Source organism: Propionicimonas sp. (genome assembly GCF_034927565.1).
Lineage (GTDB): Bacteria > Actinomycetota > Actinomycetes > Propionibacteriales > Propionibacteriaceae > Propionicimonas.
This window is the reverse complement of sequence record NZ_JAYFPT010000008.1, coordinates 73016-99542: the sequence shown is the minus strand read 5'-3', so window position 1 is coordinate 99542 and position 26527 is coordinate 73016. Positions and strand designations below refer to the sequence as shown.

21 protein-coding genes and 1 riboswitch are annotated in these 26527 nt (G+C 69.5%); of the genes, 5 read left to right on the top strand and 16 right to left on the bottom strand.

Annotated elements, in window-relative coordinates; translation table 11 throughout:
* Positions 1-18 precede the first annotated feature (18 nt).
* The 9 genes from VB080_RS02440 to trmB all read right to left on the bottom strand — a co-directional run bounded on the left by VB080_RS02440 (position 19) and on the right by trmB (position 8105).
* Entirely contained in the window at positions 19-831 is an 813-nt protein-coding gene (locus VB080_RS02440; RefSeq protein ID WP_323416830.1) for an ECF transporter S component, read from the bottom strand.
* The gene (locus VB080_RS02435) at positions 828-2417 is read right to left on the bottom strand and encodes an ABC transporter ATP-binding protein (protein WP_323416829.1); all 1590 of its coding nucleotides are present in this window, start codon (positions 2415-2417) and stop codon (positions 828-830) included. The genes VB080_RS02440 and VB080_RS02435 overlap by 4 nt, the downstream gene beginning before the upstream one ends.
* Positions 2414-3529: an energy-coupling factor transporter transmembrane component T gene (locus tag VB080_RS02430; RefSeq protein ID WP_323416828.1), complete on the bottom strand. Its 1116-nt coding sequence runs from the start codon at positions 3527-3529 to the stop codon at positions 2414-2416. The genes VB080_RS02435 and VB080_RS02430 overlap by 4 nt, the downstream gene beginning before the upstream one ends.
* Positions 3529-4131: a hypothetical protein gene (locus VB080_RS02425; RefSeq protein ID WP_323416827.1), complete on the bottom strand. Its 603-nt coding sequence runs from the start codon at positions 4129-4131 to the stop codon at positions 3529-3531. Before VB080_RS02425 ends, VB080_RS02430 begins: the two co-directional genes overlap by 1 nt.
* On the bottom strand, positions 4128-5141 hold the full coding sequence (locus VB080_RS02420; protein ID WP_323416826.1) for a prenyltransferase/squalene oxidase repeat-containing protein: 1014 nt from the start codon (positions 5139-5141) through the stop codon (positions 4128-4130). The genes VB080_RS02425 and VB080_RS02420 overlap by 4 nt, the downstream gene beginning before the upstream one ends.
* A gap of 75 nt (positions 5142-5216) precedes the next feature.
* Positions 5217-5363: riboswitch (cobalamin riboswitch) on the bottom strand.
* Positions 5361-5771 carry a hypothetical protein gene (locus tag VB080_RS02415; RefSeq protein WP_323416825.1) on the bottom strand — a complete coding sequence of 137 codons (411 nt, stop codon included), beginning with the start codon at positions 5769-5771 and terminating at the stop codon, positions 5361-5363. Its footprint overlaps the riboswitch before it by 3 nt.
* A 78-nt stretch (positions 5772-5849) precedes the next feature.
* A complete protein-coding gene (locus VB080_RS02410) occupies positions 5850-6446 on the bottom strand; it encodes a class I SAM-dependent methyltransferase (RefSeq protein ID WP_323416824.1) in 597 nt (198 codons plus the stop codon).
* On the bottom strand, positions 6443-7330 hold the full coding sequence (gene truA / locus VB080_RS02405; RefSeq protein ID WP_323416823.1) for a tRNA pseudouridine(38-40) synthase TruA: 888 nt from the start codon (positions 7328-7330) through the stop codon (positions 6443-6445). The genes VB080_RS02410 and truA overlap by 4 nt, the downstream gene beginning before the upstream one ends.
* A gap of 58 nt (positions 7331-7388) precedes the next feature.
* Positions 7389-8105 carry a tRNA (guanosine(46)-N7)-methyltransferase TrmB gene (gene trmB, locus VB080_RS02400; protein ID WP_323416822.1) on the bottom strand — a complete coding sequence of 239 codons (717 nt, stop codon included), beginning with the start codon at positions 8103-8105 and terminating at the stop codon, positions 7389-7391.
* A 271-nt stretch (positions 8106-8376) separates the two neighbouring features.
* On the opposite strand from trmB, the gene VB080_RS02395 reads away from it, so the two are divergent.
* Positions 8377-8994, top strand: coding sequence for a MarC family protein (locus VB080_RS02395; RefSeq protein ID WP_323416821.1), 618 nt, complete (start codon positions 8377-8379; stop codon positions 8992-8994).
* A gap of 140 nt (positions 8995-9134) precedes the next feature.
* Here VB080_RS02395 and cobU read toward each other — a convergent pair whose 3' ends face one another.
* From cobU to VB080_RS02375, 4 genes are all read right to left on the bottom strand, one after another.
* Complete coding sequence (cobU, locus tag VB080_RS02390; protein ID WP_323416820.1) at positions 9135-9683, bottom strand: bifunctional adenosylcobinamide kinase/adenosylcobinamide-phosphate guanylyltransferase; 549 nt, start codon at positions 9681-9683, stop codon at positions 9135-9137.
* A gap of 45 nt (positions 9684-9728) precedes the next feature.
* Positions 9729-10505, bottom strand: coding sequence for an adenosylcobinamide-GDP ribazoletransferase (gene cobS / locus VB080_RS02385; RefSeq protein ID WP_323416819.1), 777 nt, complete (start codon positions 10503-10505; stop codon positions 9729-9731).
* A 93-nt stretch (positions 10506-10598) separates the two neighbouring features.
* A complete protein-coding gene (locus tag VB080_RS02380; protein ID WP_323416818.1) occupies positions 10599-12668 on the bottom strand; it encodes an elongation factor G-like protein EF-G2 in 2070 nt (689 codons plus the stop codon).
* Between the two features lie 141 nt (positions 12669-12809).
* Positions 12810-14090 carry a citrate synthase gene (locus VB080_RS02375; RefSeq protein ID WP_323416817.1) on the bottom strand — a complete coding sequence of 427 codons (1281 nt, stop codon included), beginning with the start codon at positions 14088-14090 and terminating at the stop codon, positions 12810-12812.
* Between the two features lie 583 nt (positions 14091-14673).
* Between VB080_RS02375 and VB080_RS02370 the strand changes: the two genes are divergently transcribed.
* The 4 genes from VB080_RS02370 to glmM all read left to right on the top strand — a co-directional run bounded on the left by VB080_RS02370 (position 14674) and on the right by glmM (position 23632).
* Positions 14674-21027 (top strand): family 78 glycoside hydrolase catalytic domain, encoded by a 6354-nt coding sequence (locus VB080_RS02370; protein WP_323416816.1) that lies wholly within the window; start codon positions 14674-14676, stop codon positions 21025-21027.
* 242 nt (positions 21028-21269) lie between these two features.
* The gene (gene rplM / locus VB080_RS02365) at positions 21270-21713 is read left to right on the top strand and encodes a 50S ribosomal protein L13 (protein WP_323416815.1); all 444 of its coding nucleotides are present in this window, start codon (positions 21270-21272) and stop codon (positions 21711-21713) included.
* 16 nt (positions 21714-21729) lie between these two features.
* On the top strand, positions 21730-22248 hold the full coding sequence (rpsI, locus tag VB080_RS02360) for a 30S ribosomal protein S9 (RefSeq protein WP_323416814.1): 519 nt from the start codon (positions 21730-21732) through the stop codon (positions 22246-22248).
* 13 nt (positions 22249-22261) lie between these two features.
* The gene (gene glmM, locus VB080_RS02355; protein ID WP_323416813.1) at positions 22262-23632 is read left to right on the top strand and encodes a phosphoglucosamine mutase; all 1371 of its coding nucleotides are present in this window, start codon (positions 22262-22264) and stop codon (positions 23630-23632) included.
* 286 nt (positions 23633-23918) lie between these two features.
* On the opposite strand, the gene VB080_RS02350 is transcribed toward glmM, so the two are convergent.
* The 3 genes from VB080_RS02350 to coaA all read right to left on the bottom strand — a co-directional run bounded on the left by VB080_RS02350 (position 23919) and on the right by coaA (position 26491).
* A complete protein-coding gene (locus VB080_RS02350) occupies positions 23919-24788 on the bottom strand; it encodes an AraC family transcriptional regulator (protein WP_323416812.1) in 870 nt (289 codons plus the stop codon).
* Positions 24789-25076: 288 nt separating this feature from the next.
* The gene (locus tag VB080_RS02345; RefSeq protein ID WP_323416811.1) at positions 25077-25517 is read right to left on the bottom strand and encodes a GNAT family acetyltransferase; all 441 of its coding nucleotides are present in this window, start codon (positions 25515-25517) and stop codon (positions 25077-25079) included.
* Complete coding sequence (gene coaA, locus VB080_RS02340) at positions 25517-26491, bottom strand: type I pantothenate kinase (protein ID WP_323416810.1); 975 nt, start codon at positions 26489-26491, stop codon at positions 25517-25519. Before coaA ends, VB080_RS02345 begins: the two co-directional genes overlap by 1 nt.
* Between the last annotated feature and the right edge of the window lie 36 nt (positions 26492-26527).

Sequence of the window (26527 nt, the reverse complement as noted above, 5' to 3'; positions counted from 1 at the left end):
GCTGTGATTGCTTCCTTCCTAGCCCAACTGGGCGCCGGTGGCCAGTATTCCGGGCTGCTCATCGTCAGGGATGTCGAAGGACGCGGTTCGCGCCGCGCGCCGCAGCAGTCGCAGCAGTGGCGTCCCGAGCACGGTCAGCAGGACGGCGTTGGTGAGCGCCCGTCCGAGATTCCAGCCCATCGAGGTGGCCAGGTTGTAGAGCACGAACCGGTGCAGGTTCTCCAGTGCCGGGGCTCCCGGGTGGAACGAGATGTCAGTGCCGCCGCCCAGGCTGAACGGCCAGAAGGCGAAGTCCATCAACCAGCCGTAGCCGAAGGCCGCCACCATCCCGTAGCCGGTCAGCACAGCGATCTCCGCCCTGCCGCGGGCCGCGGGCAGCCACCCCGCGAACAGCCCGACAAAGCCGGCGGCGAGCATCTGGTGGGGCAGCCACGGGCCCACCCCGCCGGTGATCAGGGCCGAACCGAACATCGTGATCGCGCCGAGCGCGAAGCCGAAACCCGGGCCGAACACCCGCCCGCCCAGAATCATCAGGAAGAAGATCAGTTCCAGTCCCGCCGTGCCCGCGCTGAGCGGACGCAGGATCATCCCGACCGCGGCCAGCACGCCGAGCATCGCCAGCGCCTTCACGTCCAGCCGGCCCCCGGCGAGCTCGGAGAGTACGATCGCGAGCACCAGCGGCAGCACCAGCGCGAACAGGATCGGCGCCTGGGCAGGCAGGACGGCGGCGTCGGGGGAGAGGAACAGCGGCCAGAGAAAGGCCGCCAGGCCGCCGACCAGGGCCACCACCAGCGAGCCGGTAGCCCGGCCGCCCAGCGCCCGGGAGGTCACGCCAGCCCCCGCGCGACATCGTCCGGGGTGAGCACCGGAACCGGGGCGAAGACCTTGGCCAGTTGCGGTGCGTAGGCCACCGACGAGGTACAGATCTGGGCCGTCGGACCGTCCGCGATCACCTCGCCGTCAGCCATCAGCAGCATCCGGGTACTCACCGCGGCAGCGAATTCGACGTCGTGGGTGCTGACCAGCACGGCGGTTCCGGCATGAGCGAGCCGGGCGATGATGCCGTGGAGCTCCGCCTTGGTGGCGTAGTCCAGCCCGCGGGTGGGCTCGTCCAGCAGGACAACTGCCGGCCGGGAGGCCAGCTGGACAGCCAGCACCAGGGCGAGCCGCTGGCCCTCGGAGAGATCTCGTGGGTCGCGGCCCGACTCGACCTCCACCCCGAGGGTGGCGAGCAGTCGGGCAGTGGTGCCGGGCTCGGCCTCGCTCTCGGTGTCGGACTGGCGGCACTCGTCGGCCACGGTCGGCAGGTAGAGCAGGTCGGCCGCGGTCTGAGGCACCAGGGTGACCACCCGGCGGGCGTGCTCGGCAGGCAGCGTCCGCGGGTCCGTGCCGTCCACCATCAGCTCGCCGGACGAGGTCAGGGCACCCTGCAAAGCCCACAGCAGCGACGACTTGCCAGCGCCGTTGCGTCCCATCAACGCGGTGACACTGCCGCGTCGCAGCTCGAGATCGACATCGGCGACCGCCATCAACTCGCCGTAGCGCACCCCCAGCCGCTGCGCGCGCAGCACCACCTCGCCGGTGTCGGGAAGGTACTGTGCCGGGGCGGCCGGGACGAGTCCGGCGGCCTGCACCCGGCGTCGCGCCTCGCGTACCGACAGTGGCACCTCGGACCAACCGACGGTCCGGGCCAGCGCCACCAGCGGCGGTGTGACGTTCGCCCCGGCGAGCACCCGCGCCGCCGGTCCGTAGTGCGCACTGCCGTCACCGGGCAGCCACAGCACGGAGTCGGCCGCCTGCATCACCCGCTCCAGCCGGTGCTCGGCCAGGACGACTGTCAGACCGACGTCGTGCACCAGGGTGGTGATCGCTGACAGCACGTCCTGGGCGGCGGTGGGGTCGAGCGCCGAGGTGGGCTCGTCCAGCACCAGCACGCGTGGCTGGGCGGCAAGCACCGCGGCGATCGCCACCCGCTGCTGCTGGCCGCCGGACAGCTCGGTCAGGGGACGCCGGCGCAGATCGGCGATGCCCATCAGGTCGAGAGTCTCCTCGACCCGCTTGCGCATCGCCATCGGAGGAATCCCGAGCTGCTCCATCCCGTAGGCGATCTCGTCGGACACGGTGTCGGTGACGAAGCCGCGCAACGGATCCTGCCCGACGTAGCCCACCAGGTCGGCCAGATCACGCGGACGGGCGTCGGCGGTGCTGCGTCCGTCGACGCTCACCCGGCCACGCAGTTGGCCGCCGGTGAAGTGCGGCACCAGGCCGTTGATCGCCCCCAGCAGGGTGGACTTACCCGAGCCGGTGGGGCCGACCACCAGGCAGAGATCCCCGTCCGGGATGCGCAGGTTCACCTCCTGCAGGGTGGGGCGCTCGGCACCGGGGTAGGTGATGGTGACGCCGGTGAAGTCGATCATGCGTCCACCAGTTCGGGCTCGGCCCGCGGCCGGAGGCTGCGGACGCGGCTGTCACGCCGCCCCGGCTCCGACTGCACCACCCGGCGCGGGACGGTCCAGGCGATCGGAGCAAAACCGAGCGCCGCCATCACCAGCATGCCCCAGGTGAGTTCTGGCCAGGCCAGCGGATCGGTGGACGGGGTGAGCGCGCCCGGGGACAGGGCGACCAGGGCGAAGGCGGTCACGGCCACGAGGGCGCCGCACAGTGCCACCCCGGTATCTCGTAGGCCCCACGGCTGGGGGCGGTAGTGGGTGATCTGCAGCCGTCGTCCGGCCCGGCGCAGGCCCCAGGCGGTGCCGGCCACCCCGGCGGCGAGCGTGAGCAGGGCCGGTACCGCCCAGCTGGTGGACAGCAGGAGGAACACCCCGACGAGGGCAACGCTGCTCGACAACAGCATCACCGGCAGGGTGCCGCGGCTCTGGTCACGGCGGGTACGGGCGAAACCACGGGCCTCCATGCCGGCGGCCAGTGCTATCGACCGGTCGATGGCGTCGCCCAGCACCGGGATGACGATGGTCGCCAGTCCGCGCAGGCCCCGGGTGGAGCGGCCGCGCAGCCGGCGGGCCTTGCGCACCCGCTGGGCACTCTCGATCAACTGGGGCGCGACCGACAGCGCGATCACCACCGCCACCGAGGCCTCGTAGAGCGCGGCCGGCACCGACCGCAACGCCTGACGCGGATTCGCCAGGGCATTGGCTGCTCCGACGCAGAGCAGCATCACGGCGATCCGCAGGGCGTCGTAGAAGCCGTAGAGCAGGGATTCGGCGGTGACCGCGCCGCCGAGCCGGATGCCCGCGGCCCAGTCGGGCAGCGGGATCTCGGGCAGGGTGAACAGGACTGTCGAGCCGAGACCCGCTCCGAGCAACACCTGGAAGGTCAGCCGCATCGCGATGATGAACACCGCCAGGCCGGCATAGGCGGCCAGCGACCTGGCCCAGGGCGCGTTGCCGCGGCGAAGCAGGACGACAGCCACCACCGCGGCAGCGATCAGCACCAGCAGCAGTGGGTTGGTGGTACCGCTGGCCGCTACCGCCAGCCCCACCGCCCACGCCCACCAGGCCCAGGGATGCATCAGGGTCTCCTGCGGCGGGCGATCCAGAGCGCGATGGCCACCAGCACGACCAGCCCGACCACGATGATCAGCGTCCGGGGGCTGCCCGGGGCCGGGAGCTGCTGCGGGGTGGGCTCCGGTTGCGCAGGCACGGTGGCGGTGGTGGTGGTTCCCGGGCCCGGCTGGGCGAGGGTCGTGGGCAGGGCGGACGGCGGTGTTCTGCCGTCCCCGAACACCCAGCCCTCGGCGTCCCCGCCGCGGGGATGGTAGCTGTCCGGACCCAGGCTGGCGTAGGTCCAGGCGCCGTAGGAGTCCCCGGAAGGGGCCGCCTGCCAGTACGACCAGTAGGCGGTGGCCGAGATGGAGCACTCCTCGGGCAGCCCGTTCAGCTGGCAGAGCATGCTGCTGGAGCGGACGATCTCCACTCCGGCGCTGGCCAGTGCTTCGGTCCCGGTGGTGTGGTCGGTGGCACAACTGAGCGACACCGGGCCACCCAGGGTGCTGGCGTCCACCACCACCCAGACGCCGGTACAGGTCTCGGCGGGAGCGGCGGACGCAGGGGCGACCGGCCCGGCGGCAAGAAGCACCAGGGCGGCTGCCAGGATGGCCGGTCCGTGTCTCACAGGCGGCGGTACTCGACCACGACCACGGCGACGATCGCCAGGCCGATCAGCCCGACCAGCGACCACAGCGGAATTTCCATGCCGGGGGCGAGGGCGGCGGTCGCAGCCGGAGCCAGGTCGAGGTAGCTCGCTCCGGCGAGCAGCAGGGTGCCCTGGGCGGTGGCGAGCAGGTCGGCTCCGGTGGCGCCGTCGGCTCCGGTGGCGAGCCCGCCGTCCGGCTGCTGCTGGCTGAGCAGGTAGGCGACGGACTCCGGCTGGTCGGTGCCCAGCGCGACCAACGCGCTGCCGAGGGTTGCGGTGGAGTTCACCGGAGCGAAGCCGGGCCAGGAGCCGTCGGCAGACCGGTTGGCCACCGCCCAGGCGGTGCCGGCGTCGATCGCCGCGGTCACCTGGTCGCCGGGGCTGGGGACGGCGGCGAGGCCGAGCAGGGCCATGCCGGTGCTGTCGGCGTCGGCCGGCTGGCTGGGGTCGTATCCCCAGCCGCCGCCCTCGGCCGCCCCGGAGAGCAGCCAGTCGACCATCGGTTGCGGAATCTCCTGACCGGCTCTGGTCAGGGCCACCATGGCCAGCCCGGAGGCATAGGGCCCGGGGAAGGCGCCGAAGGAACCGTCGGCGGCTACGCCGTCCTTGATCTGGGCGGGTAGATCCTGGCCGCCGAAGGCCGCGGGGTCTGCGCCGGTGGCGAGTGTCACCAGGGTCAGCTTCGCCGCGGCCTCGGGGCCGGTGGCAGTGTAGGTGGCGGCGGTCTGCTCCAGATAGCCGGTCATCGCCTCGATCGCGGGCTTGTCCTCGGCCCGGCCGGCAGCAACCAGGGCCAAGACGGCATCGGCGGTGATCGACTGGTCGCCGAACTCGGAGGTGAGGTGGCTGCCGTCGACCAGCTGGGAGGTGAGGTACCCCGCCGCGGCCTGCGCGCCGGTGGTGTCCGGGGCGGCAACCGCGAGCGGCGCGGAGATCAGCAGGGTGGCGGTCGCCGCGGTCGTGGCGAGGAGGAGTCTGTGGTGGTTCACCGGGAGTTCCTTTCCGTGGAACTCACGGGCTGACCGGCAGTCGGTCCGGCTCGCCCGCGCTCCACGACGGACTGATGTGTGAGCCAGAACTCGGTGCAGGCACTCCGGCTTGGTCGGCAGGACCGACGTCACGGCTGCGGGTCAGCGCCGGATTCGCACCGGCTTCCCCTGCAGAGGTTCAGGTGGGCCCAAGAGTAGCCCACCCGAACCTCCCGGTGATCAGGGCTTGTCGTCGCCCAACAGATCCTTGGCCTTCTCGGAGGCATCCTGGGTGAACCCCTTGACTGCCGAGGAGGCATCGTCAGCGAGCTTCTTGGCGTTGGCCGGGGCGTCCTCGGCGAAGTCCTTCACCTTGGCGGAGGCGTCCTCGGCGAGGTCCCTGGCCTTCGCCGAGGCGTCGCCGGCGAACTCGGAGACCTTCTCGGAGGCGTCACCGGCGAAGTCCTTGATGTTCTCGGCTGCGTCTTCGGCGAAGTCCTTGATGTTGTCGACTGCGTCTTCGGTGAAGTCCTTCACGTTGTCAAGGGCATCCTCGGCGAAGTCCTTCACCTTGGCAGAGGCGTCCTCGGCGAAACCCTTGACCTTGTCGAAGATACTGCCCGCATCAGGGGTGGTGTTCTGGCCGCTCATCGTGCTCCTTGGTTGCCGGCGGGTTGGTGTCCCCAGCGTACGTGGGCGGCCCCGCGCGCAACAGGGCGGGCTGGCGCCTCAATCGGCCCGGCGCACCGCGAACACCCGGAACCCCTTGGCGCTGGCCGTCCGCTCACAGGCCCAGCCCTGGTCGAGCAGCCAGCGCTGCAGCGAGTCGGCGCCCAGGTTCCGTCCGACCACCAGCCGGGCCATGCCGCCGGGGGCGAGCCGGGGCAGCCAGGTGAGCAGAAGGTCGTGCAGGGCCTGTTTGCCGACCCGGATCGGCGGGTTGGACCAGATCTCGTCGTAACGCGCCCCGGGGTCTGCGGCCTCGGGGGTGACCGGCCGGACACGCTGGGCGACGCCGTGCCGGGCGGCGTTCGCCGCCGTGAGTGCCAGCGCCCGCTGGTTGACGTCGACGGCGTCCACCACAGTGTCCGGGCAGCCCAGTGCCAGAGCGACCGCCAGGACGCCGTAGCCGCAGCCGAGGTCGAGCAGCCGGGTGGCCCCCTCGGGTGGAGAGGACTCGCGCAGCAGGACGGCGGTCCCGGGGTCGAGCCGGTCCCCGGAGAACACGCCGTCCGCGGTCGCGAACTCCCAGTCGGTCTCCCAGAAGGTCATCCGGATCGTGCGGCGGTTCTCCGCGCCGGTCGGGGTGGTGAAGTAGTGGCTCATGTGCACTCCTGGCCCGGCAGGGATCGATGGGCGCGGGCCTGCTGCGCCCTGGCCGCCAGCTGGTCGGCGGGTGGGTAGCCGACCTCTTCGAGGACGAGCCCGGCCGCCGGCATCACCGGCACCTCGCCGGAGCGGAGGTGGGTGTCGACCAGGCCGGCGAGCCAGCCGGCGTCCCGCCGTCCGGTGCCGACCTCGACCAGCGCGCCGACCAGCGAGCGAACCATCGAGTGGCAGAAGGCGTCGGCCTGGACGGTGAGCTCGACCACCTCGCCGACCCGCACCGCCTGCAGACTCTGCAATTGCCGGATCGTGGTGGCTCCCTCGCGGGCTCGGCAGAAGGCGGCGAAGTCGTGCAGCCCGACCAGGCTGTGGCCGGCCTGGTTCAGTGCCGGCAGGTCGATGCTGCCGCGCACCTTCACCACCCAGCCGCGGTGCAGCGGATCGGCGACGGTGTCGGTGAGCCGGTACACATAGCGCCGCCAGATCGCCGAGAACCGGGCGTCGAAGCCGTCGGGGGCCACCCGGACCTGCGACACCACGAGGTCTTCCGGTAGCGCCCGCCGGAGTCGGCGCTGGAGAGTTGCGGCCACCTCGGCAGGAGGCGGAACCGACCCCGCTGCCTGGAGTTCGCGCCGGGGGGTTGCCGCCGTTTCGGCCGGCCTGCCCGCGAGGTCGTCGGGCAGGTCGACGTGGGCCACCTGGCCGCGGGCATGGACGCCGGCGTCCGTCCGTCCGGCCACCACCAACTCGGGCCGCTGGGGCAACCGCAACACCCGCTGCAGCCACAGTTCGAGCTCGCCCTGGACGGTACGCAGCCCGGTCTGCGCGGCCCAGCCGTGGAAGCCGGCACCGTCGTAGGCGATGTCGAGCCGGTACCTCACCACGGACTCCTGTCCTCCAGGACCCGGGCGTGGGTGCGGGGGCGCCCGGTGTTGTGGCCGGTCATGCCCGGACGTAGCACAGGTCGATGATCGGACGTCCGGCGGCGATCCCTCGCGCCTCGTACCGGGTGACCGGACGCGGCTCCCAGCGGGGCGCGGCGCCGTCGCAGAAGTTGGCCAGGCTCGGTTCGGCATCCAGCACCTGCTGGGCGTGGTCGGCGTAGTCGGCCCAGTCGGTGGCGATCCGCCAGCGGCCACCGGGGACGAGTTTGCGGCCCACCACGGCGGCGAAGTCGGGGTTCACCAACCGGCGCTTGTGGTGCCGGGCCTTGTGCCAGGGGTCGGGGAAGAAGGTCCACAGTTCGGTGATCGAGGCGTCCTCCAGGGCGGTCGCGACCGCCTGGCTGCCGTCGGCCACCACCAGCCGGACGTTGGTCACCCCGGCCCGTTCGATCCTGCTCAGGGTGCTCGCCGCTGCCGGCTCGAAGACCTCGAAGGCGAGCAGGTTTGCTTCCGGGAACCGCTGCGCCAGCGTGACCACAGCCTCGCCGTTGCCGGAGCCGATCTCGACCAGGAGCGGTGCCGTGCGGCCGAACACCTGCGGCAGGTCGATCCGGGCGTGCCCGGCGACCGAGGTCACCCGTGGCCCGGCCGGCAGGGTGAGCGTCCAGCGATCGTGCAGGGTCTCCCAGGCGCGGGTCTGCGAGGGGTTCATCCGGGCGCTCCGCCGGACGTACGACACCACGTCGCGGTGGATCCGTTGGTCGGCGCTGGGCATGGCGGCATTGTAGGGGCCGCAGCGTGGCCGGCTGTCCCGCAGAAACCGGGCAAATCCGGTGGTCCGAGTGGATAATCCACGCGAGTGGCCTGGATTGCCCGGTTTCTGCGGCAGACGGCCTCCGGGCGAGGTCGAGGGACTTCCCAGTTGGCTGCTGCTGCCGGGCGCCCGTCCGCTGCACTCGCTCTGACCTGCTCGGCTGATCCCGGGCCGCGGGCGAGAGACTGCCCCACCCGCACGGGTTGGCGTGTGGAGCCGCTAGGCTGACGCGGTGACCGGGTTCGTGGATGGGTACCTCTTCCTCACCACTGTCGTCACCCTCTTCGTGATCGTCGACCCGCCCGGCCTGCTGCCGGTGTTCCTCGCCCTGACGAAGTCCATGCCCAGCCAGGAGCGGAAGAACGCTGCCACCCGTGCCTCGCTGGTGGCGCTCGGCGTGATCGCGGTCTTCGCCGTCTTCGGTCAGCAGATCCTCGACTACCTGCACGTCTCAGTGCCGGCGCTGCAGGTGTCCGGCGGCCTGCTGCTGTTGCTGATCGCGCTCGAACTGCTGATGGGCAAGGGTGACGACCCGACCACCCACGAGGGAGTCAACATCGCGATCGTCCCGCTCGGCACGCCGCTGCTGGCAGGACCGGGCGCGATCGTGGCCAGCATGCTGGCCGTGCAGGACGCCCCCTTCCCGACCGGACACCTCACCGTCGGGCTGGCGCTGGTCACGGTGATGCTGCTGGTGTGGCTGTTCCTGTGGTTCGCCGGCGGGATCCGGAAGTTGCTCGGTGAGGGCGGGACGATGCTCGCCTCCCGAATCGCCGGCCTGCTGCTGGCGGCGATCGCCGTCCAGATGGCCGCCGACGGGGTGTTCGGGTTCGTCGCCCAGAGCGGGTAGACGGATCCGGATCGGAGGCCGTGGTTCACCAGCGGTGCATCGTCGGTGGTCTGGCTGCATGTGGCCGGCGGTGATCGACAGGTTCAGCCGGCCGTGATCCGGTGGACGGTTGCCGCTGGCCGGACCTCTCAGAGCATGGGTCAGGGCAGTTCCAGCGCCCGCCCGGCGACCAGCAGCACCACCCGGTCGACCACCCGCCCGACCCGTTGGTTGAGGTGTCCCAGGCAGTCGGCGAAGATCCGTCCGGCCGGGTAGGCGGGCACCACCCCCCAGCCGACCTCGTTGGTGACCAGGACCAGCCGCTGCGGGCTGGACGCAACTGCCGCGACCAGTCGATCGACCTCGGCGTCGAACCGGGCCTGCCACTGCGGACGAGGCTGCTCCCAGGCCTGCCAGCCGTCGAGGACGCGGGTGAGCCACACTCCCAGGCAGTCGACCAGCACGGGGGCATCGGCCGACGTCAGGGCGTCAGCGAGGTCCAGGGTCTCGGCAGTGCGCCAGCCGGACGGGCGGCGGGCCTGGTGGGCGGCGACTCGGGCCGCCCACTCCGGATCGGTCGCCGGATCGGCCGGATAGCCGGGCGTGACGTACAACGCCGGGCCGTGGCGGTCGAGGAGACCCTCGGCGTACCGTGACTTGCCCGACCGGACGCCACCGGTCACCAGCACCCGCTCAGTCGTGACGTTCATGCGACCCTCCCGAGGTAGCAGTGCGGCTGGTTCGACGCCCCATGCTCATCCCCCCACCGTCCGCGCGAGGGCGAGGATCGTGGCCAGGGTGACCACCTCGATCACCTGCTGCAGGGCGCCCAGGCAGTCGCCGGTGTAGCCGCCCAGCCGGCGACGGAACCAGCGGTACATGAGCAGCCGGGTGGCGAAGGCCGGAATCACTGCCAGCCCCCACCACGGGGTCGGCCAGAGCAGGCCGACGAAGGGCAGCAGCCACAGCGTCGCCACCCCCAGGCCGCCGACCGAGATCGCCTTGCCGATCGGCCGGACCTTGCTGGTGGCGTCCAGCCGGGCGTAGGTGCCGCTGCGGATCACCGTCACCACGCACCAGCGGCTCAGCACGTGGGCGAACACCAGCCCGACCAGTGCCTGCCACAGACCGCGGCCGACCAGGTCGGTCAGCAGGGTGAGCTTGAGCCCGAAGAGCAGTACCAGGCCGATCACGGCGAAGGCCCCGACCCGGGAGTCCTTCATGATCGCCAGGGTGCGTTCCGCCGAGTGCCCGCCACCGAAGCCGTCGCAGACGTCGGCGAACCCGTCCTCGTGGAAGGCGCCGGTGAGCAGCACTCCCGCGGCCAACCCGAGCACCACGGCGACTGCCGTCGGCAGCACCAGCCCGGCCAGCCAGATCACCACGGCGACCGCCGTCCCCACGATCCAGCCGATGGCGGGGAAGTAGCGGGTCGAACGATTGAGCGCGTCCTCGGAGTACCCCACCCAGCCCGGAACCGGGATCCGGGTGTAGAACATCACCGCCGTCAGCAGCAGCCTGACCTCGGTCATGCCGGCTCACGGTCCGGCCCGGAGTTGCTCACCCCGGCAGCCTACCGAGGACTTCGCCCCCGGCTCAGGCCGGAGACGAAGTCCTTCCGGAGTTCAGGCGTTGGCCTTGGCGAACTTGTCCACCAGATTGGACGGGAGCAGCTCGTAGCCGTGGAACTCGCGGGTGAAGGTGCCCGAGCCATGGCCGAGGCCGCGCAGGTCGATGGCGTAGCGGGAGAGCTCCGACTGCGGCACCAGGGCACGGATGATCGCCTTGTGGCCCTCGGAGTCCGAGCCGAGCAGTTGGCCGCGGCGTCCGGACAGGTCGGTCATCACCGGGCCGAGGTACTCCTCGCCCACGGTGACGGTCACCAGGTCGATCGGCTCCAGCAGCGCCACCACGTTCGGCTTGGCCGCCTCCTTGATCGCCAGCGAGCCGGCCAGCTGGAAGGCCATGTCGGAGGAGTCCACCGAGTGTGCCTTGCCGTCGTACAGGGTCACCCTCAGGTCGGTCATCGGGTAGCCGGCGAAGACGCCCTTCTCCAACTGGGTGCGGATGCCCTTCTCCACCGACGGGATGAACTGCCGCGGCACCGCGCCACCCACCACCTTGTCGACGAACTCGAAGCCGGCGCCGCGTTCCAGCGGCTCCACCTCGATATTGCAGACCGCGTACTGGCCGTGACCACCGGACTGCTTGACGTGCCGTCCCAGCGCGGTTGCCTTGCCGGTGAAGGTCTCCCGCAGCGGGATCTTCAGCTCCTCCTGCTCGACCTTGACGCCGTAGCGGTCCACCAACCGGGCCAGCAGCAGGTCGGCATGGGCCTGGCCGGTGGTCCACAGCACCAACTGGTCGCTGCCGCCGCGGTCCAGCCTGACGGTGCTGTCCTCGACCGCCAGCCGGGCGAGCGCGGCACCCAGCTTGTCCTCGTCGTTGCGGGTGGCGGCACGCACCGCCAGTGGCAGCAGGGGCTCCGGCAGCGCCCAGCGCCCGACGACTGCCGGGCGTTCCCTGGACGACAGCGTGTCGCCGGTCTCGGCGGTGGTGAGCTTCGGCACCATGACGATCTCGCCGGCGATCGCCGAACTGCGCGGCTGCAACTCACTGCCGACCGCGGCCTGGATCTGGCCGATCCGTTCCTCGGAGTCGTGGTCGGCCGAGCGCGAACCGTGTCCGCTGACATGGACGACGTCGTCGGCCTTCAGCGTGCCGGAGAACACCCGCACCATCGACAACCGGCCGGCGAAGGGGTCGGTGGTGGTGCGGATCACCTGGGCGACCAGCGGTGCGGCCGGGTCGGTCTCGACGTCCGGCAGCTCGGCGCCCTCCGGCGTGGTGATCGGCGGGTTCGGGTGCATGGACGGGGTGGGGAAGCCGTGGGCGATCAGCCGCAGCAACTCCTCCACGCCGACGCCGGTGTTGGACGCGACCGGGAGCACCGGGAAGAGGTTGGCGGTGGCCACTGCCTTCATCAGGTCGTCGAGCAGATAGTCGGTGTCGAGCTCCTCGCCGGAGAGGTAGCGGTCCATCAGGGAGTCGTCCTCGGCCTCCTGGATGATCGCCTCGATCAGCGGGCCGCGGTAGGCCTCGACCTGGTCGTCGTCGGCGTTCAGCTGCCGGTTGACCACCTCGGCACCGGAGTAGTCGTGCTCCTCCAGGCTGAGCAGGCCGATATTGCCCGAGATCACGCCGGGCGCCGACAGGGTGGGGACGTGGGTGGGCAGGACGCCCTCGCCGAAGGCCGCCTGGGCGGCCGACACCGAGCCGTCGAAGTCGGCATGGCCGGCGTCCAGCTTGGTGAGGGCGATGATCCGCGGCAGCTTCGCGGCGGTGCATTCCTCCCACAGCGCGACGGTGGCGCCGTCGATGCCGTCGGCGGCGGAGATCACGAAGATGGCGGCGTCAGCCGCGCGGATCCCGGCCCGCAGTTCGCCGACGAAGTCGGGGTGGCCGGGGGCGTCGAGCAGATTGGTGATCGTGCCACGGTTCTCCACCGAGGCCAGGTAGAGCTGGGCGGCGCGCTCGGCGTCCTCCTTCTCGCCGCGATAGCCGGCGACCCGCGCCTTGAGCAGCTGCTCGAACAGGGACGTCTTTCCCGAGCCTGCGTTTCCGATCAGGACAACGTTGCGGACTTGGTCGGGACTGGTGACCTGCAGGGAGGCAGCGCTCAGCTTTGAACTCATGGTGACTACCTTGCACGGGTGGTAGGCACCCTGCAACCGGATTTGCCGGATTGGCCGCCCGAATCGTCGCCGTCCCTCGCCCTGCCGGTGCCCGACGACTGGCCGAGCCCGTGGAGCCCGGCCGGACGACCGGCCCGGGACTCAGCCCCGGTCCTCGATGGGGACGTAGCTGCGAGTCGGATAGCCGGTGTAAATCTGCTTCGGCCGGGCGATCTTGTTGTCCGGGTCGGTGATGAACTCCTGGTAGTGGGCGGCCCAGCCGGCCGTGCGCGGGATGGCGAACAGGACGGTGAACATCTCCGGCGGGAAGCCGAGCGCCTCGTAGATCAGCCCGGAGTAGAAGTCGACGTTGGGGTAGAGCCGGCGGCTGACGAAGTACTCGTCGGTCAGGCCGTACTTCTCCAGTTCCTGGGCCACCTGCAGCAACGGGTTCACCCCGGTGATCTCGAAGACGTCCTCGACCGCCCGCTTGATGATCTTCGCCCGCGGATCGTAGTTCTTGTAGACCCGGTGACCGAAGCCCATCATGCGCACCCGTCCGGCCTTCACCCCCTCGATGAACTCCGGGACGCGGTCCACCGTCCCGATCTCGCGCAGCATCGTCAGCACAGCCTCGTTCGCCCCGCCGTGCAGCGGGCCGTGCAGCGCGCCGACACCGGCCGAGACGCAGGTGTAGAGGTCGTTGCCGGAGCTGGCCACCGAGCGGACGGCAGAGGTGGAGCAGTTCTGCTCGTGGTCGGCGTGCAGGATGAACAGCACCTCGACCGCCCGGATCAGCCGTTCGTCGGCGACATAGCGCCGTTCGGCCTGCTTGAACAGCATCGCCAGGAAGTTGTGGCAGTAGCCGTAGGCGTCGTCGGGGTTGATGTAGGGCTTGGCCTTGCCCTTGCGGTAGGCGAAGGCAGCCAGGGTCGGCATCTTGGCGATCAGCCGGGCGATATTGAGCGACCGGGCTTCGGGATCGTCGAAGTTGCGGGCGTCCGGGTAGAACGAGTAGAAGGCGGCCGTCGAGGCCATCAGGATGGTCATCGGATGGGCGTCGTAGGGGAAGCCCGCCAGCACCGTCTTCAGCTTGTCGGGCAGCATCCGGTGCTCGGTGATCAGCCGCTCCCACTCGGCCAGCTCGCCAGCCGTCGGCAGTTCGCCGTTGAGCAACAGCCAGGCGACCTCCAGGAACGTCGACTGCTCGGCCAGCTGCTCGATCGGGTAGCCGCGGTATTCCAGAACCCCGGCATTGCCGTCGATGTAGGTGATGGCCGACCGACAGGAGGCGGTGTTCACATAGCCCGGGTCGTAGGTGGCCAGCGGCTCACCGTCGACCACGACCTCCCGCAGGTCGACGGCCCGGATGGTGCCATCGGTGATCGCCAGTTCCGCCTCGGTGCCGCTGCTCGGATGCCTGATCTGAAGAAGGTCTGCCATGACCGAACCCTACGGCGGCGGTCCGCAGTTGGCAGGCTGTCCGGGTCTTTGGCATTGGGCCCGGCGGCGGACTGGTTGCAGTAGGACGGTCGTTGCTCGGCGTCGTTGCCCGACGATGGCAGCGTCCCGAAGCGCTTCGGAAGGCCGCCGGGAGGTCGGCAGCTCCGGTAGCCCGGGAGGTGCTGGACTTTCCCGCACCAGCTCGGCTAACCTTTCGGCTTTCGGCGGGATTGAAACGTTACAGTCCGGATCCTGACCCACCCGAACTCCATGGTGGGGGCCGATTGGCGAACGACGACGAGGTGTGTTCATGAATACTGGGTTGACGCATGGGGGACGAGCCGCAGGGGCGGGTCACGGGGCGTCGTCCCGCTCCCTTCGATTGAGGCTGGCAAGGATCACAGCCGCCATCCTCGGCTTCTCGGTGGCGGTGGCGGGCCAGCTGTTGACCGCCCAGCCTGCATACGCCGCATCGGAGATCGCTCAGGTGACCGCGCTGACGGTGAACGGCAGAACGAACCCCCTGGGGATCCCGGGTGATCAGCCGGCCTTCGGATGGCAGTCCACCTCGACGGATCGCGGTGTGACCCAGACCGCATACCAGGTTCAGGTCGCGTCCGGCGACAGCTTCAGCGACCTGGTCTGGGATTCCGGTGCGACAGTCTCGGGCGATCAGGTGGACGTCGCCTACGGCGGCCCCTCGCTGGCCAGCGCCACCCGCTACTTCTGGCGGGTGAAGGTGCGCGACGCCGGCAACGTATGGAGCAGCTGGTCGCAGCCCGGCTGGTTCGAGACCGGCCTGCTGGATGACTCGGAATGGTCCCAGGCCGCATGGATCGGCAAGAGCTCGGCCGGGGCGACGTGGGAGGACTACACGGTCACCGTCGAGTTCAAGATGCCGGACGATCAGCGCTCGCTCGGCCTGCTCTTCCGCATGAGCGACGACAAATCCAAGGGCTACATGTGGCAGCTCGGCTGGGTTGCATCAGGCGGCCAGCAGCGGCCCCAGCTCCGGCCGCACACCCGGGACAACTCCAAGTGGGCCAGGCTGGCGACGACACCCTGGCTGGATTCCTTCGACCCACGCTTCACCAGGGAGTACATGCTGGCGGGTGGCCCCGAGAGCGACGGCTGGCACACCGCGACGCTGACGGTCGCCGGCAACACGGCAAGCATCGCGCTGGACGGCGTCGCCCTGGGCGGTCCGACCGCGCTGACAGTGGCCGATACCGGCACCGGCCGGGTCGGTCTGCGGATGCAGAACCAGGAGCAGCTCCAGGTTCGCCGGCTGCAGGTGGTCGGCTCGGACGAGACCGTGCTGGGCAACCCGAGCTTCAGTTCCAATCCGTTCTCCAGCGGGAGCGTGGACGGTGGCATCCTGACCTACCCGTCCGGCACCGGGGCGGCCACGGCTGAGTTCATCGATCTGCTGCCCGCCGAAGGACGAGCGGGGCTCCCGATCCTGCGCTCGGAGTTCGAGGTCGACCCTGGGCGCGAGGTGGTCTCCGCGCGGCTCTACGCCTCCGCCAAGGGCCTCTACGAACTCTCTCTCAACGGAGCCAAGGTCGGCGACCAGTTCTACGCCCCCGGCTTCACCAACTACGTCCAGCGGTTCCAGACCCAGACCTACGACGTCACCGACCTGCTCCGGCCGGGTGCCAATGCCATCGGCGGAATGCTGGGCGACGGGTGGTTCAACGGCTATCTGAACGCCTGGGGCAAGAACCGCTTCGGCGTCGACTATCTGGCACTGATCGGCCAGTTGCATATCGTCTATGCCTCCGGAGCCGACCAGTGGGTGCGCACCGACTCCTCCTGGACGTGGGACGCCGGCCCGCTGACCAAGGCTGACCTGCAGCTGGGGGAGAGCTGGGACGCCAACGCCGAACAGCAGGGCTGGGACGAGCCGGGCTTCGCCGCCACCGGATGGGCGACCGTCAACGAGTACCCCAACAACGGCTTCGGCGCCCTCGTCCCCCAGCCGGATGAGCCGGTCCGCGATGTCGACATCCGCGAGGTGGCGACGGTGACCCACCCGGTCAGCGACAGCCCCACGACGACGGTCTACGACCTCGGCCAGAACTTGGTGGGCGTCGCCCGCGTGACCCTGACCGGAACCGCCGGTGAGGTGGCGAAGCTGCGTCACGCCGAAGAGGTGTACACCAGCTACTACCCCTCGCAGCAGGGCCAGCTCTACGTCGATAATCTCCGGGGCCAGGCATCCGGCGGTCCCGACTCGATGGCGGTGGACACTTACACCTTCCCCGCTTCCTGTGACACGCCCTGCACCGTGACCTGGACGCCGCGGTTCACCCAACACGGGTTCCGCTACCTGGAGATCAGCGGGCTAGCCACCCCGCCGGGCGCCGACCAGGTGAAGGGGATCGTGCGCAGCTCGGACCTGCCCGGCTCGGGACGACTGACCACCTCGAACGCACTGGTCAACCAGATCCTCTCCAACTCCTACTGGGGTGGCCGGGGCAACTTCGTCTCCATCCCCACCGACACCCCCGCCCGGGATGAGCGGATGGGCTGGCTGGGTGACATCAACGTCTACGCGGCGACGGGCTCCTACTGGTTCGACACCCGCGCTTTCCTGGCGAAGTGGATGTCCGACCTCACCTCTGAGCAGTGCGGCTACGGCATTCCAGCCCGGGACGACTGCCCCGCCGGCGCCTTCCAGAGCATTGCGCCCCGTCCCAGTGGGACGCACCCGAATGCTGTCGGTTGGGAGGACGCCGCGATCGGCATCCCGTGGGCGCTGTTCATGGCCTACGGTCACCTCGACGTCGTCAAGGACAACTGGACGGCGATGACCCGCTTCATGGAGTACCTGACGGCGCGGGTCGCCGCCAACGGCAATCTGGACCCGGCCCGCGGTGCTGCCCGCTACTCGATGGACTGGCTGAACCTCGAGGCGGACGGAACTGGCAGCGACTCCAAGCCGCCGAAGGACCTGCTCTCGACGGTTTACACCGCCGAAGCCTTCAAGCGGATGGCGATCATGGCCGAGGCGATCGGCGAGGACGCCCAGGCGGAGGCCTACGCCGAGCGCCACCAGGCGATGCGGCAGGCCTTCACCGCCGCCTATGTCGCGGCCGATGGCACGGTGACCGGCGACTCGCAGGGCTCTTACGCCCTGGCGCTCGGTGCCGACATGATCACCAGCGCGGACCTCGCCACCAAGGCAGGCGGCAAGTTCGCCTCCCGGCTGGCCGAAAAGGGCAATCACCTCACCACTGGCTTCCTCACCCTGCCCTACCTCCTGCCGGCGCTCACCAGGGCTGGTCGGCTCGACCTCGCCTACACGCTGCTGTTGAACGAGGACTACCCCAGCTGGGGCTACTCGGTCTCGATGGGAGCGACGACCATGTGGGAGCGCTGGAACTCGATCCTGCCGACCGGCCAGTTCAATCCTGATGGCATGAACTCGTTCAACCACTACGCCTACGGCGCCGTGGCCGACTGGGTGCACCAGACGGTCGGTGGTATCTCCCCGACGACCGCGGGCTACCGGTCGTCGGTGATCGCGCCACGTCCGGGCGGTGGCATCACCTCGGCCTCTGACTCCACTGCGACTCCCTACGGGGTGCTGTCATCTGGTTGGAAACAGCGCGGCACGGTCCTGGAGTTGGACGTGACGGTTCCGGTGAACACCACCGCCGAAGTACATCTGCCCGCTGTGGCGGTGGCCGACGTGACCGAGTCCGGCGCGCCGCTGTCGCAGGACACCGCTGGCGTGAAGGCGCTGGCTGTGGACGGTGACGCGGGCGAGGTCGTGGTAACGGTCGGCTCCGGGGACTACTCATTCCGGGCTGCCGCGCCGGCGGTGTCGGTCAGCCTGCCCAGGCTCGAGGCCTCCGCAACGCCGGGCGAGAAGGTAACCGGGGTGCTGGTGGTTGAGAACCAGGGCGACTCCGCCGTCGATTCCGTGGTGGCCGCCGTGACGATCTCGGGGCTCACCGATCCGATCACCATCACCGGCGGTCCGGTGGAGGCGGGTCGGGCAGCTGAGCTCGGATTCGCGTTCCGGGTGCCGTCTGGCACACGGGCGGGCGAAACCTGGAACGCGGATGCGAGTGTCCTGGCGACCAGTGGGGACGAGCAGAGAACCTTCACGACAACGACCCCGGGTTTCCTGGCCATCGCCTCGCCGATCGCGATCGACACCGTTGCCATCGGCCCGCGGGTAGGCAGCTATCCGCAGACCGGCGAATGGACGGTGACCGCCACGGTTACCAACAGCGGGGCCGCCCCGGTGGTGGGACAGCTGACCGCTCGAACAGTGGCCGGCGTGCTGCAGGCCGGTGCGCCCTCCGAAGTGGTGACGATCCCGGCCGGTGATTCGGTGCAGGTTCCGGTGACGGTCTTCGGGGGTGGCCAGTACGGGATGCCGATCATGCAGGCCGTCACGGTGGACTTCGTCGATCGCGGGGACGTCCTGGCGAGCCGGACGAGCGCCGAACGCATCAAGTGGTACGGCCCCCATGGACAGGGCTGGAACACGACCGGCCAGGGAGCCGTCCCAGGCGCGACCGACTGGGTTGACTTCGGGGACGGCGGCACTGGCACCAAAGGCAACACTGCGGCGAACGTGAAACCTGGTCCGACCGAGCTCGCTCACAACCTACAGTGGGATCTCGACCCGGCGACCTCGGTGGGCGGAACGAACACCGAGGGCGGCCTTACCAGGCGCTTCATGTGGTCCAGGACCGGCCGTTGGTTCAGCGTGGATCTCAGCATCGACACCGGCAAGCCGTTCGTGCTCACGCTTCGCGAGACCGCCGACACCAGTAGCGCGGCGAACATCGCTTCGATGGCGACCCGGTACAAGGGCTACCAGATCCTGGTCGATGAGGTGCAGGTGCGCCACATGAGGTACTTGATTCCCAACGAGGGCGTTGTCGGCAACACGCTGATGAACTACCAGGTGCTGGTCGATGACCCGGCCGCCCTCGACGCCGACCAGGACGGCAAGGTGACAGTCAAGTTCCGTTACCCCGGCCCGGACGGGGGGGACTACGACGGCTCACTTACCGATATTTGGGTGACCGCTCCGGTGACGGTGGCCGACGAGGGTGGGCCGACGGTGTCCGCGGCACCGGCGGATACGACGGTCTACGGTGAGAACGGCTGGATCACCCAGCCGACATCGGTGGTCGTGACGACGGTCGACGCCGTCGACCCCGACCCGACCGTGGCCGTGGCGCTGGACGACGAGCCGCCAGCGGCCTACACGGACCCCGTTCCGATGACCACCGACGGCACGCATGTGCTGAGGTACTGGGCCACTGACGCGGCGGGCAACAGGTCCGCCGAGCAGAGCCTGGCCGTGAAGATCGATACCACCAAGCCGGTACCGGCCTTCGGGGAGTGGCCTTCGGGAACGATCCGCCAGTATGAGGTGCCGCTCGAGCCCGCGTGCCAGGGGTCCGATGCCACCTCGGGTATCGCCTCCTGCGACCAGACCGGCTACTCGACGGAGCTGGGACAGCACACCATCACCCAGCGGGTGGTCGACAACGCGGGCAACACCGCATCAGCAACCCTGACCTATGAGGTCGTGGCTGTGGACGGCTCCGCGCTGCTGCAGGTAGTGAGTGCTGCAAAGACGCTGGACGAGGATGACTACACCGCGAGTTCCTGGTCGGGTCTGGCCTCGGCGCTGGCTGGTGCCGAGGAGGTGCTCGGCGAAGGCGAGGCGCCGCAGACCAGGGTCGATGAGGCAACTACCGCCCTGACCGAGGCGATCTCCGAGCTGGTGCGACGAGGAGACCCAGCAGTGTTGGAGGCACTGATTGCGGCGGCGGATGCTCTGTCGGGCAAGCTGGCCGGCTTCACCGACGAGTCAGTGGCGGCGCTGACCGAAGCGGTAGCGTCGGCCCGGCAGGTGTACCAAGATCGGGCCGACCGGACCCAAGCTCAGCTCGACACCGCCGCCTCGGCAGTGCAGGCGGCCATGAGCGGGCTTGTGATGGCGGCGCCGACGGTGGACACGTCCGTCCTGCAAGCGGTTTATAGCCAGGCAGAGATCCTGTCCAACGACAACGACACCTACACCCCGTCCTCGTGGTCGGCACTGCAGGCGGGCCTGGCGGCCGCCGAGGCCGTGCTCGCTGACCGATCAGCGACCCAAGCGGAGGTCGACGCAGCGATGACGAAGCTCGGTGTCGCGCTGGCTGGGCTTGAGGTCGCGCCGGACAAGGCGGCGCTGCGGCAGCTGTACAACTCTGCGAAGACGTTGTCGAACGCTGACGGCAAATACACCGCGAAGTCGTGGTCGGCCTTGCAGTCCCGATTGGTCGTGGCGAAGAGAGTGCTGGACAACAAGTCCGCGACGCAGGCTCAGATCAGCCAGGCAACCGAGGAACTCGGTTCGGCGTTGGCTGGCTTGGCGCCGGCGGCTCCGACAGTGTCGAAGGTCAAGCTGAATCAGTCGCAGTTACGGTTGGTGAAGGGTAAGTCCCTGACGCTGGAGGAGGGTGTCTACTTCACCGATGGGACTGCGGCGTACGCGGGGGCGGCGTCGTGGACGTCGTCCGACACCAAGGTGGCGACGGTCACCAGGGATGGCAAGGTGAAGGCTAAGAAGCCGGGTGCCGTAACGATCACGGTCACTTCGACCAAGGCCAATGCGGCCGGGAGGAAGGTGTCGGCGAAGATCAAGGTCACGGTGGTGAAGTCCAAGCCGAAGGCCAAGGTATCCACGGTTTCTGCGAGCGTGCCGAGGTCGATGAAGGTGGGCAGTACCGCCTATCTGACGGGGAAGTACTCCTCGGTCAAGGCCACCGGGGTCAAGGTGACCTATTTCTCGTCGAAGACGAAGATTGCCACAGTGGACAAGGTGGGTCGGATCCAGGCCAGGGCCAAGGGCACGGTGAAGATCACGGTGAAGGCTGGTGGCAAGTCCAAGACCTATACGGTCAAGGTCACGTAGTCATCCAACAACGCCGTGGGGGCCGGACAACCGTCCGGCCCCCACGCTTGTATTCGCCCTGGTAGCGACTAATCCGCAGGAGGACGATAGTGGGTCCAACAGGAACCATCCTCGGTGGTCCCATGGTTTTGACCGTCCCTGTCCGGCACGGTAATCTTGGACGTCGTTGCGCTGTGGTCTGCCTTGGGCACTCCCGCACCAGCCGTTGTTGAAGTTAACTCATGGAAGCAGGTCTACGACCCGTGTCTACGTACAGTCCCAAGCCCGGGGAGATCACCCGGAACTGGCACGTCATCGATGCCGAGGACGTCGTCCTCGGTCGGCTCGCGGTCACGGCGGCAACCCTGCTGCGCGGCAAGCACAAGGCCCAGTACGCGCCCCATGTCGACACCGGCGACTTCGTCATCGTGGTCAACGCGTCCAAGATCGCCCTGACCGGAAACAAGCGCACCGACAAGCTGGTCTACCGCCACTCCGGGCGGCCGGGCGGCCTGAAGTCGGTCGCCATCGGCGACCTGCTCGAGGCTGATCCCCGCAAGGCCGTGGAGAAGGCGGTGTGGGGCATGCTGCCGAAGAACAAGCTGAGCCGCCAGCAGATCAAGAAGCTGAAGGTGTACGCCGGCCCGGAGCATCCGCACGAGGCGCAGAAGCCGCAGCCCTACCAGATCGTCCAGATCGCTCAGTGAGCCCGAAGGAAGCACAGTGACCGACATCGTCGAAGAGACCGTGGCCGAGGAACAGATCGTTCCCTTCACCGAGGACGACCGCGAGATCGCCTACCGCGCCGAGGCGGTCCCGTCCACCGCGGTGCCCGGGGGCCGTCCGGCAGTCGTGGCTCCCGCCGCGGCGACCGGCCGCCGCAAGGAGGCCATCGCCCGCGTCCGGATCTTCCCCGGCTCCGGCCAGTGGAAGATCAACGGTCGCAGCCTTGAGGACTACTTCCCGAACAAGCTGCACCAGCAGACCGTCAACGAGCCCTTCGTGACCGCTGCCGTGGTTGGCTCCTACGACGTCATCGCCACCATCGAGGGCGGCGGCGTGACCGGCCAGGCCGGCGCGCTGCGGCTGGGCATCGCCCGGGCGCTGAACGCCGTGGACGCCGAGGCCAGCCGCCCGGCGCTGAAGAAGGCCGGCCTGCTCACCCGCGACGCCCGGGTCAAGGAGCGCAAGAAGGCCGGTCTGAAGAAGGCCCGCAAGGCCCCGCAGTACAGCAAGCGCTGATCCCCACCGTCTGATGCCCCGGCTCTTCGGTACCGACGGGGTACGCGGCACGGCGAACGCCGATCTCACGCCCGAGATCGCCTTCAATGTGTCGAGTGCCGCCGCTCGAGTGCTCGCAGAGGCCGGGGTTTTCGGTTCCGGGCGCCGTCCGCGTGCCCTGGTCGGCCGTGATCCCCGCGCCTCGGGGGAGTTCCTGGAGGCCTGTGTGGTCGCCGGGCTGGCCTCGTCCGGGGTGGACGTGGTGCGGCTGGACATCGTTCCCACCCCCGGTGTCGCCTTCCTGGTGGGGGAGTTGGACGCCGATCTCGGCGTCATGCTGTCGGCCAGCCACAATCCGGCGCCGGACAACGGCATCAAGTTCTTCGCCCGGGGCGGCGTCAAGCTTGACGACGACCTCGAGGACGCCATCGAGGCATCGATGGGCGAGCGCTGGCAGCGTCCCACCGGCGCCGGGGTCGGCCGGGTCACCGACGACCACGGCGCCTACGAGACCTACGTCGCCCACCTGGTCGCCAGCCTCGGCCAGGACGCCAGCCTGGCCGGGTTGAAGGTGGTGATCGACGCCGCCAACGGCGCTGCCTTCCGGACCGCCCCGGCCGCCTTCGCCGCCCAGGGCGCCGAGGTGGTGCTGGTGCACGCCGAGCCGGACGGGCTGAACATCAACGACCACGCCGGCTCCACCCATCCCGAGGTGCTGCAGGAGGCGGTGGTTGCCCACGGCGCCGACCTCGGCATCGCCCTCGACGGGGACGCCGACCGCTGCCTGGCGGTCGACACCACCGGCAGGCTGGTGGACGGTGACCAGATCATCGCGGTGCTCGCGCTGGCGATGAAGGAGGCCCGCACGCTGCACAGCGACACGGTGGTCGCCACCGTGATGAGCAACCTCGGGTTCTTCCGGGCGATGAAGGCCCACGGGATCACCGTCGATTCCACCAAGGTGGGCGACCGGTACGTCCTGGAGGCGATGAACGCCAACGGCTTCACCCTCGGCGGGGAACAGTCCGGCCACGTGATCATGAGCGAGTACGCCACCACCGGGGACGGCGTGCTGACGGCCCTGCACCTGGCTGCCCGGATGGTGGGCACCGGGCGCCCGTTGGCGGACCTGGCCTCGATCGTCACCCGGTTCCCGCAGGTACTGGTCAACGTGCCAGGCGTCAACAAGGTCAGGGCTGGCCTCGATCCCGAGGTGAACGCGGCCGTCTCTGCGGCGGCCAAGGAACTCGGCGATGACGGCCGGGTGCTGCTGCGGCCCTCGGGCACCGAACCGCTGGTGCGGGTGATGGTGGAGGCGGACACCCTCCAACGCGCCCAGCAGGTCGCCGATCGGCTGGCCCATGTCGTCCGGGAGAGGCTGGCGCTCGATCCCCACCGCGGCTGAGACCAGTGTCTTGCATCGTTGATGCGCAAGGTAGCTGTTGTGACGCAGGTGACATCATCCGCCAACGCCACCGGATTCTCGTGGCTGAGGTGGGGCGCAAGGCGCTGTTCGTCCATTCCTCACGAGGTGGCCTCGTCGACCAGGTTGTCGGTCGTGCTGCCGCGAACTCGGTGACCGGCCGCTGTTGAGCCCGCCGTTCGATGATGACGGCTTCCGCGTCGTGGTCCCAGCGGGATGGGTTGCGGTGCCCGAAGGCCGCCTGGCGACGTGGGCCCGCACTCGGCGATCAGCCCTTGGCCTGCTCCCGGTACCGGGAGGGGCTCATCCCGTGCAGCTTGCGGAAGTGCCGGGAGAAGTAGAGGGCGTCGGCATAGCCCACCTCGGTACAGATGGCCTGGACCGGCAGATCGGTGTTGTCGAGCAGTTCGCGGGCGACGGCCATCCGCTGCCGGGTCTGGTACTCCAGCACCCCCATACCGGTCGCCTTGCGGAACAGCGATGCCAGGTGGGAGGGCGACAGTCCGACGATGCCTGCCAGTTCGGCCACCGAGATCCGGGTGCCGACGTGGGAGCGCAGGTGTTCGACGGCGGCGGCGATCGGGTCGTGCCGGTGGGTACCGATCCGGCGCCGGTCCGCGGCCACCAGGGCGAGGGCGTGCCCGAGCGCGCCACAAGCCAGGGTGAGGGTCAGCGGTGAGTCGTCGTGCTCGAGCGCGGTCAGGGCCTCGTCGATCAGGGCGGTGACCCGCAGCAGGTTCCGCACCTCGGCCACCGGGCGTTCGGGGGTCAGCTCGGCGGCGGCGAGCAGCCCGGGTACACCGCGCCCGGCGACGTGGGCCCACCAGATCGTCCAGGGGGCGTCGTCGTCAGCGCCGTACTCGTGCGGAGTGCCGGCCGGGATGACCACCACCTGGCCGGGTTCGACGGTGAACCTGCCGGTTGGCAGCCGGCACCAGCCCCGCCCGCCGGTGCAGACGATCAGGATGGTCTGGGTGGCGCCCTGCTTGCGTTTGCGACGGTGCGACCCGGCGGCCGGGAAGTAGCCGCAGTCGGTCACCGTCAGCCAGGAGGTGACCGGGCTGGTCAGCGCGGTCTGGGTGACCGACGCCGGCACCACCCGCATCCGCTGCCCTGCGAAGCCCTCGCGCTTGTACACGCCGTCCAGATTCCCCGATCCCTCGGGGTTTGTCCAAGCCTCAAGTGAGAGCTTGACCGCGAGTCTTCTGGCCCGCACTGGTTGTCGTCCGGTTGGACGGTTGTGCCGGTTTTGCCGGTGTGCGTGCGGGCGATGCGGCAGAACGTGGACATCGGTGCTGGTTATCGGCCGGCGGGCTGGGCCGAATACCAGCAGGGATGTCCAGACTCCGTTGAGAGTCGAGGCGACCCCGGCCAGAACGAGCAGGAACGTCCAATCGGCCGTCAGTGCATCCCGGTGGGGACGAGCTCAGTCCAGTCGGCGTCCCAGCACCACCACGTCCTGGTGGACGTAGCCGAGGTGGTCATAGAAGGCGATTACGCCGGCGTTGTCGCTGCGCACCATGAACTGGATCTTCGGGATCCCGCGGGCGGACAGCCACCGCTCGCAGGCGGCCATCAGCGTCTGGCCCAGGCCGTGGCCGCGCCAGGCTTCGGCCACCGCCAGGTAGTAGACCCAGCCGCGGTGGCCGTCGTGGCCGACCAGGGCGGTGCCGATCAGCGCGCCGGCGGAATCCTTCAGGCCGAGCACCGCCGAACTCGGCCCCGCCACCGCGCGGGCGAAGTCGCTGGTCGGATCGTTCCACGGCCGGGTGAGGCCGGCCTGCTGCCACAGCGCGACCGCCTGGTCGGCATCGGCAGCGGTGAGCTCGACGATCGCCCCGGCAGCGTCCGGTGGCTCCGGCGCCATCAGATCCGCCGGATCCGCACCCAGCTGACCTTGTGGTCAGCGGCCTTGCGCAGGATCGCCGTGGCCCGGCCGCGGGTCGGCAGGATGTTCATCAGCAGGTTCGGGCCGTTGATCGTGTCCCAGATCTGCCCGGCCAGGTCGATGGCGTCGGCCTCGTCCATCGCGGCGAACTGCGCGAAGTAGGAGCGCGGGTCGCGGAAGGCGGTCTGGCGCAGCAGCCGAAACCGGTTGAGGTACCAGGTGCGGACATCGTCGTCGTCGGCGTCGACATAGACCGAGAAGTCGAAGAAGTCGCTCACCGCCAGGCCCGCCATGCCGTTGGAGCGGCGCCGGGCGGGCTGCAACACGTTCAGGCCCTCAATGATCAAGATGTCGGGCTGGCGCACGACGATCTGCTCGTCCGGCACGATGTCGTAGGCCAGGTGGGAGTACACCGGCGCGGTGACCTCGGGCTTGCCCGACTTCACGTCCATCACGAAACGCAGCAGGCGGCGCCGGTCGTAGGACTCCGGGAAGCCCTTGCGGTCGAGCAACCCCAGCTTCTGCAGGGTGGCATTGGGCAGCAGGAAGCCGTCGGTGGTGACCAGATCCACCTGGGGATGGCCAGGCGCCCGGCTCAGCAGCTCCTTCAGCAACCGGGACGTGGTGGACTTGCCGACCGCCACCGAACCAGCCACCCCGATCAGGAACGGGGTGCGATGACTGTTGAGCCCCAGGAAGCGGTGGAAGTCCCGAGACAGCTCGCCGGTGCGGTCCATGTAGAGCTGGATCAGCTCGGTCAGCGGCAGGTAGACCTCGCTGACCTCGTCGAAGTCCATCGGCTCGTTGACCCCGCGCAGCCGGGCGATGGTCTCCGCCTCCAGGAAGTCGTGCCGGGCCTCAGCCAGGGTGGACCAGTGACCGCGGTCGAGGGTGACGTAGGGGCCGAACGGATCGTCTTCGGGGGCCGGGACGTCGGCGGCAGGGCTGCTCACGGGCCATAGTCTGCCGCAACGCCCGGTACAGTGACG

What these genes read in the sequence shown, in the direction of transcription:
- VB080_RS02435 (WP_323416829.1), bottom strand. Translation starts at nt 2,417, where the DNA reads ATGATCGACTTCACCGGCGTCACCATCACCTACCCCGGTGCCGAGCGC.
- VB080_RS02430 (WP_323416828.1), bottom strand. Translation starts at nt 3,529, where the DNA reads ATGCATCCCTGGGCCTGGTGGGCGTGGGCGGTGGGGCTGGCGGTAGCG.
- VB080_RS02415 (WP_323416825.1), bottom strand. Translation starts at nt 5,771, where the DNA reads ATGAGCGGCCAGAACACCACCCCTGATGCGGGCAGTATCTTCGACAAG.
- VB080_RS02410 (WP_323416824.1), bottom strand. Translation starts at nt 6,446, where the DNA reads ATGAGCCACTACTTCACCACCCCGACCGGCGCGGAGAACCGCCGCACG.
- trmB (WP_323416822.1), bottom strand. Translation starts at nt 8,105, where the DNA reads ATGCCCAGCGCCGACCAACGGATCCACCGCGACGTGGTGTCGTACGTC.
- cobU (WP_323416820.1), bottom strand. Translation starts at nt 9,683, where the DNA reads ATGAACGTCACGACTGAGCGGGTGCTGGTGACCGGTGGCGTCCGGTCG.
- cobS (WP_323416819.1), bottom strand. Translation starts at nt 10,505, where the DNA reads ATGACCGAGGTCAGGCTGCTGCTGACGGCGGTGATGTTCTACACCCGG.
- VB080_RS02380 (WP_323416818.1), bottom strand. Translation starts at nt 12,668, where the DNA reads ATGAGTTCAAAGCTGAGCGCTGCCTCCCTGCAGGTCACCAGTCCCGAC.
- VB080_RS02375 (WP_323416817.1), bottom strand. Translation starts at nt 14,090, where the DNA reads ATGGCAGACCTTCTTCAGATCAGGCATCCGAGCAGCGGCACCGAGGCG.
- glmM (WP_323416813.1), top strand. Translation starts at nt 22,262, where the DNA reads ATGCCCCGGCTCTTCGGTACCGACGGGGTACGCGGCACGGCGAACGCC.
- VB080_RS02345 (WP_323416811.1), bottom strand. Translation starts at nt 25,517, where the DNA reads ATGGCGCCGGAGCCACCGGACGCTGCCGGGGCGATCGTCGAGCTCACC.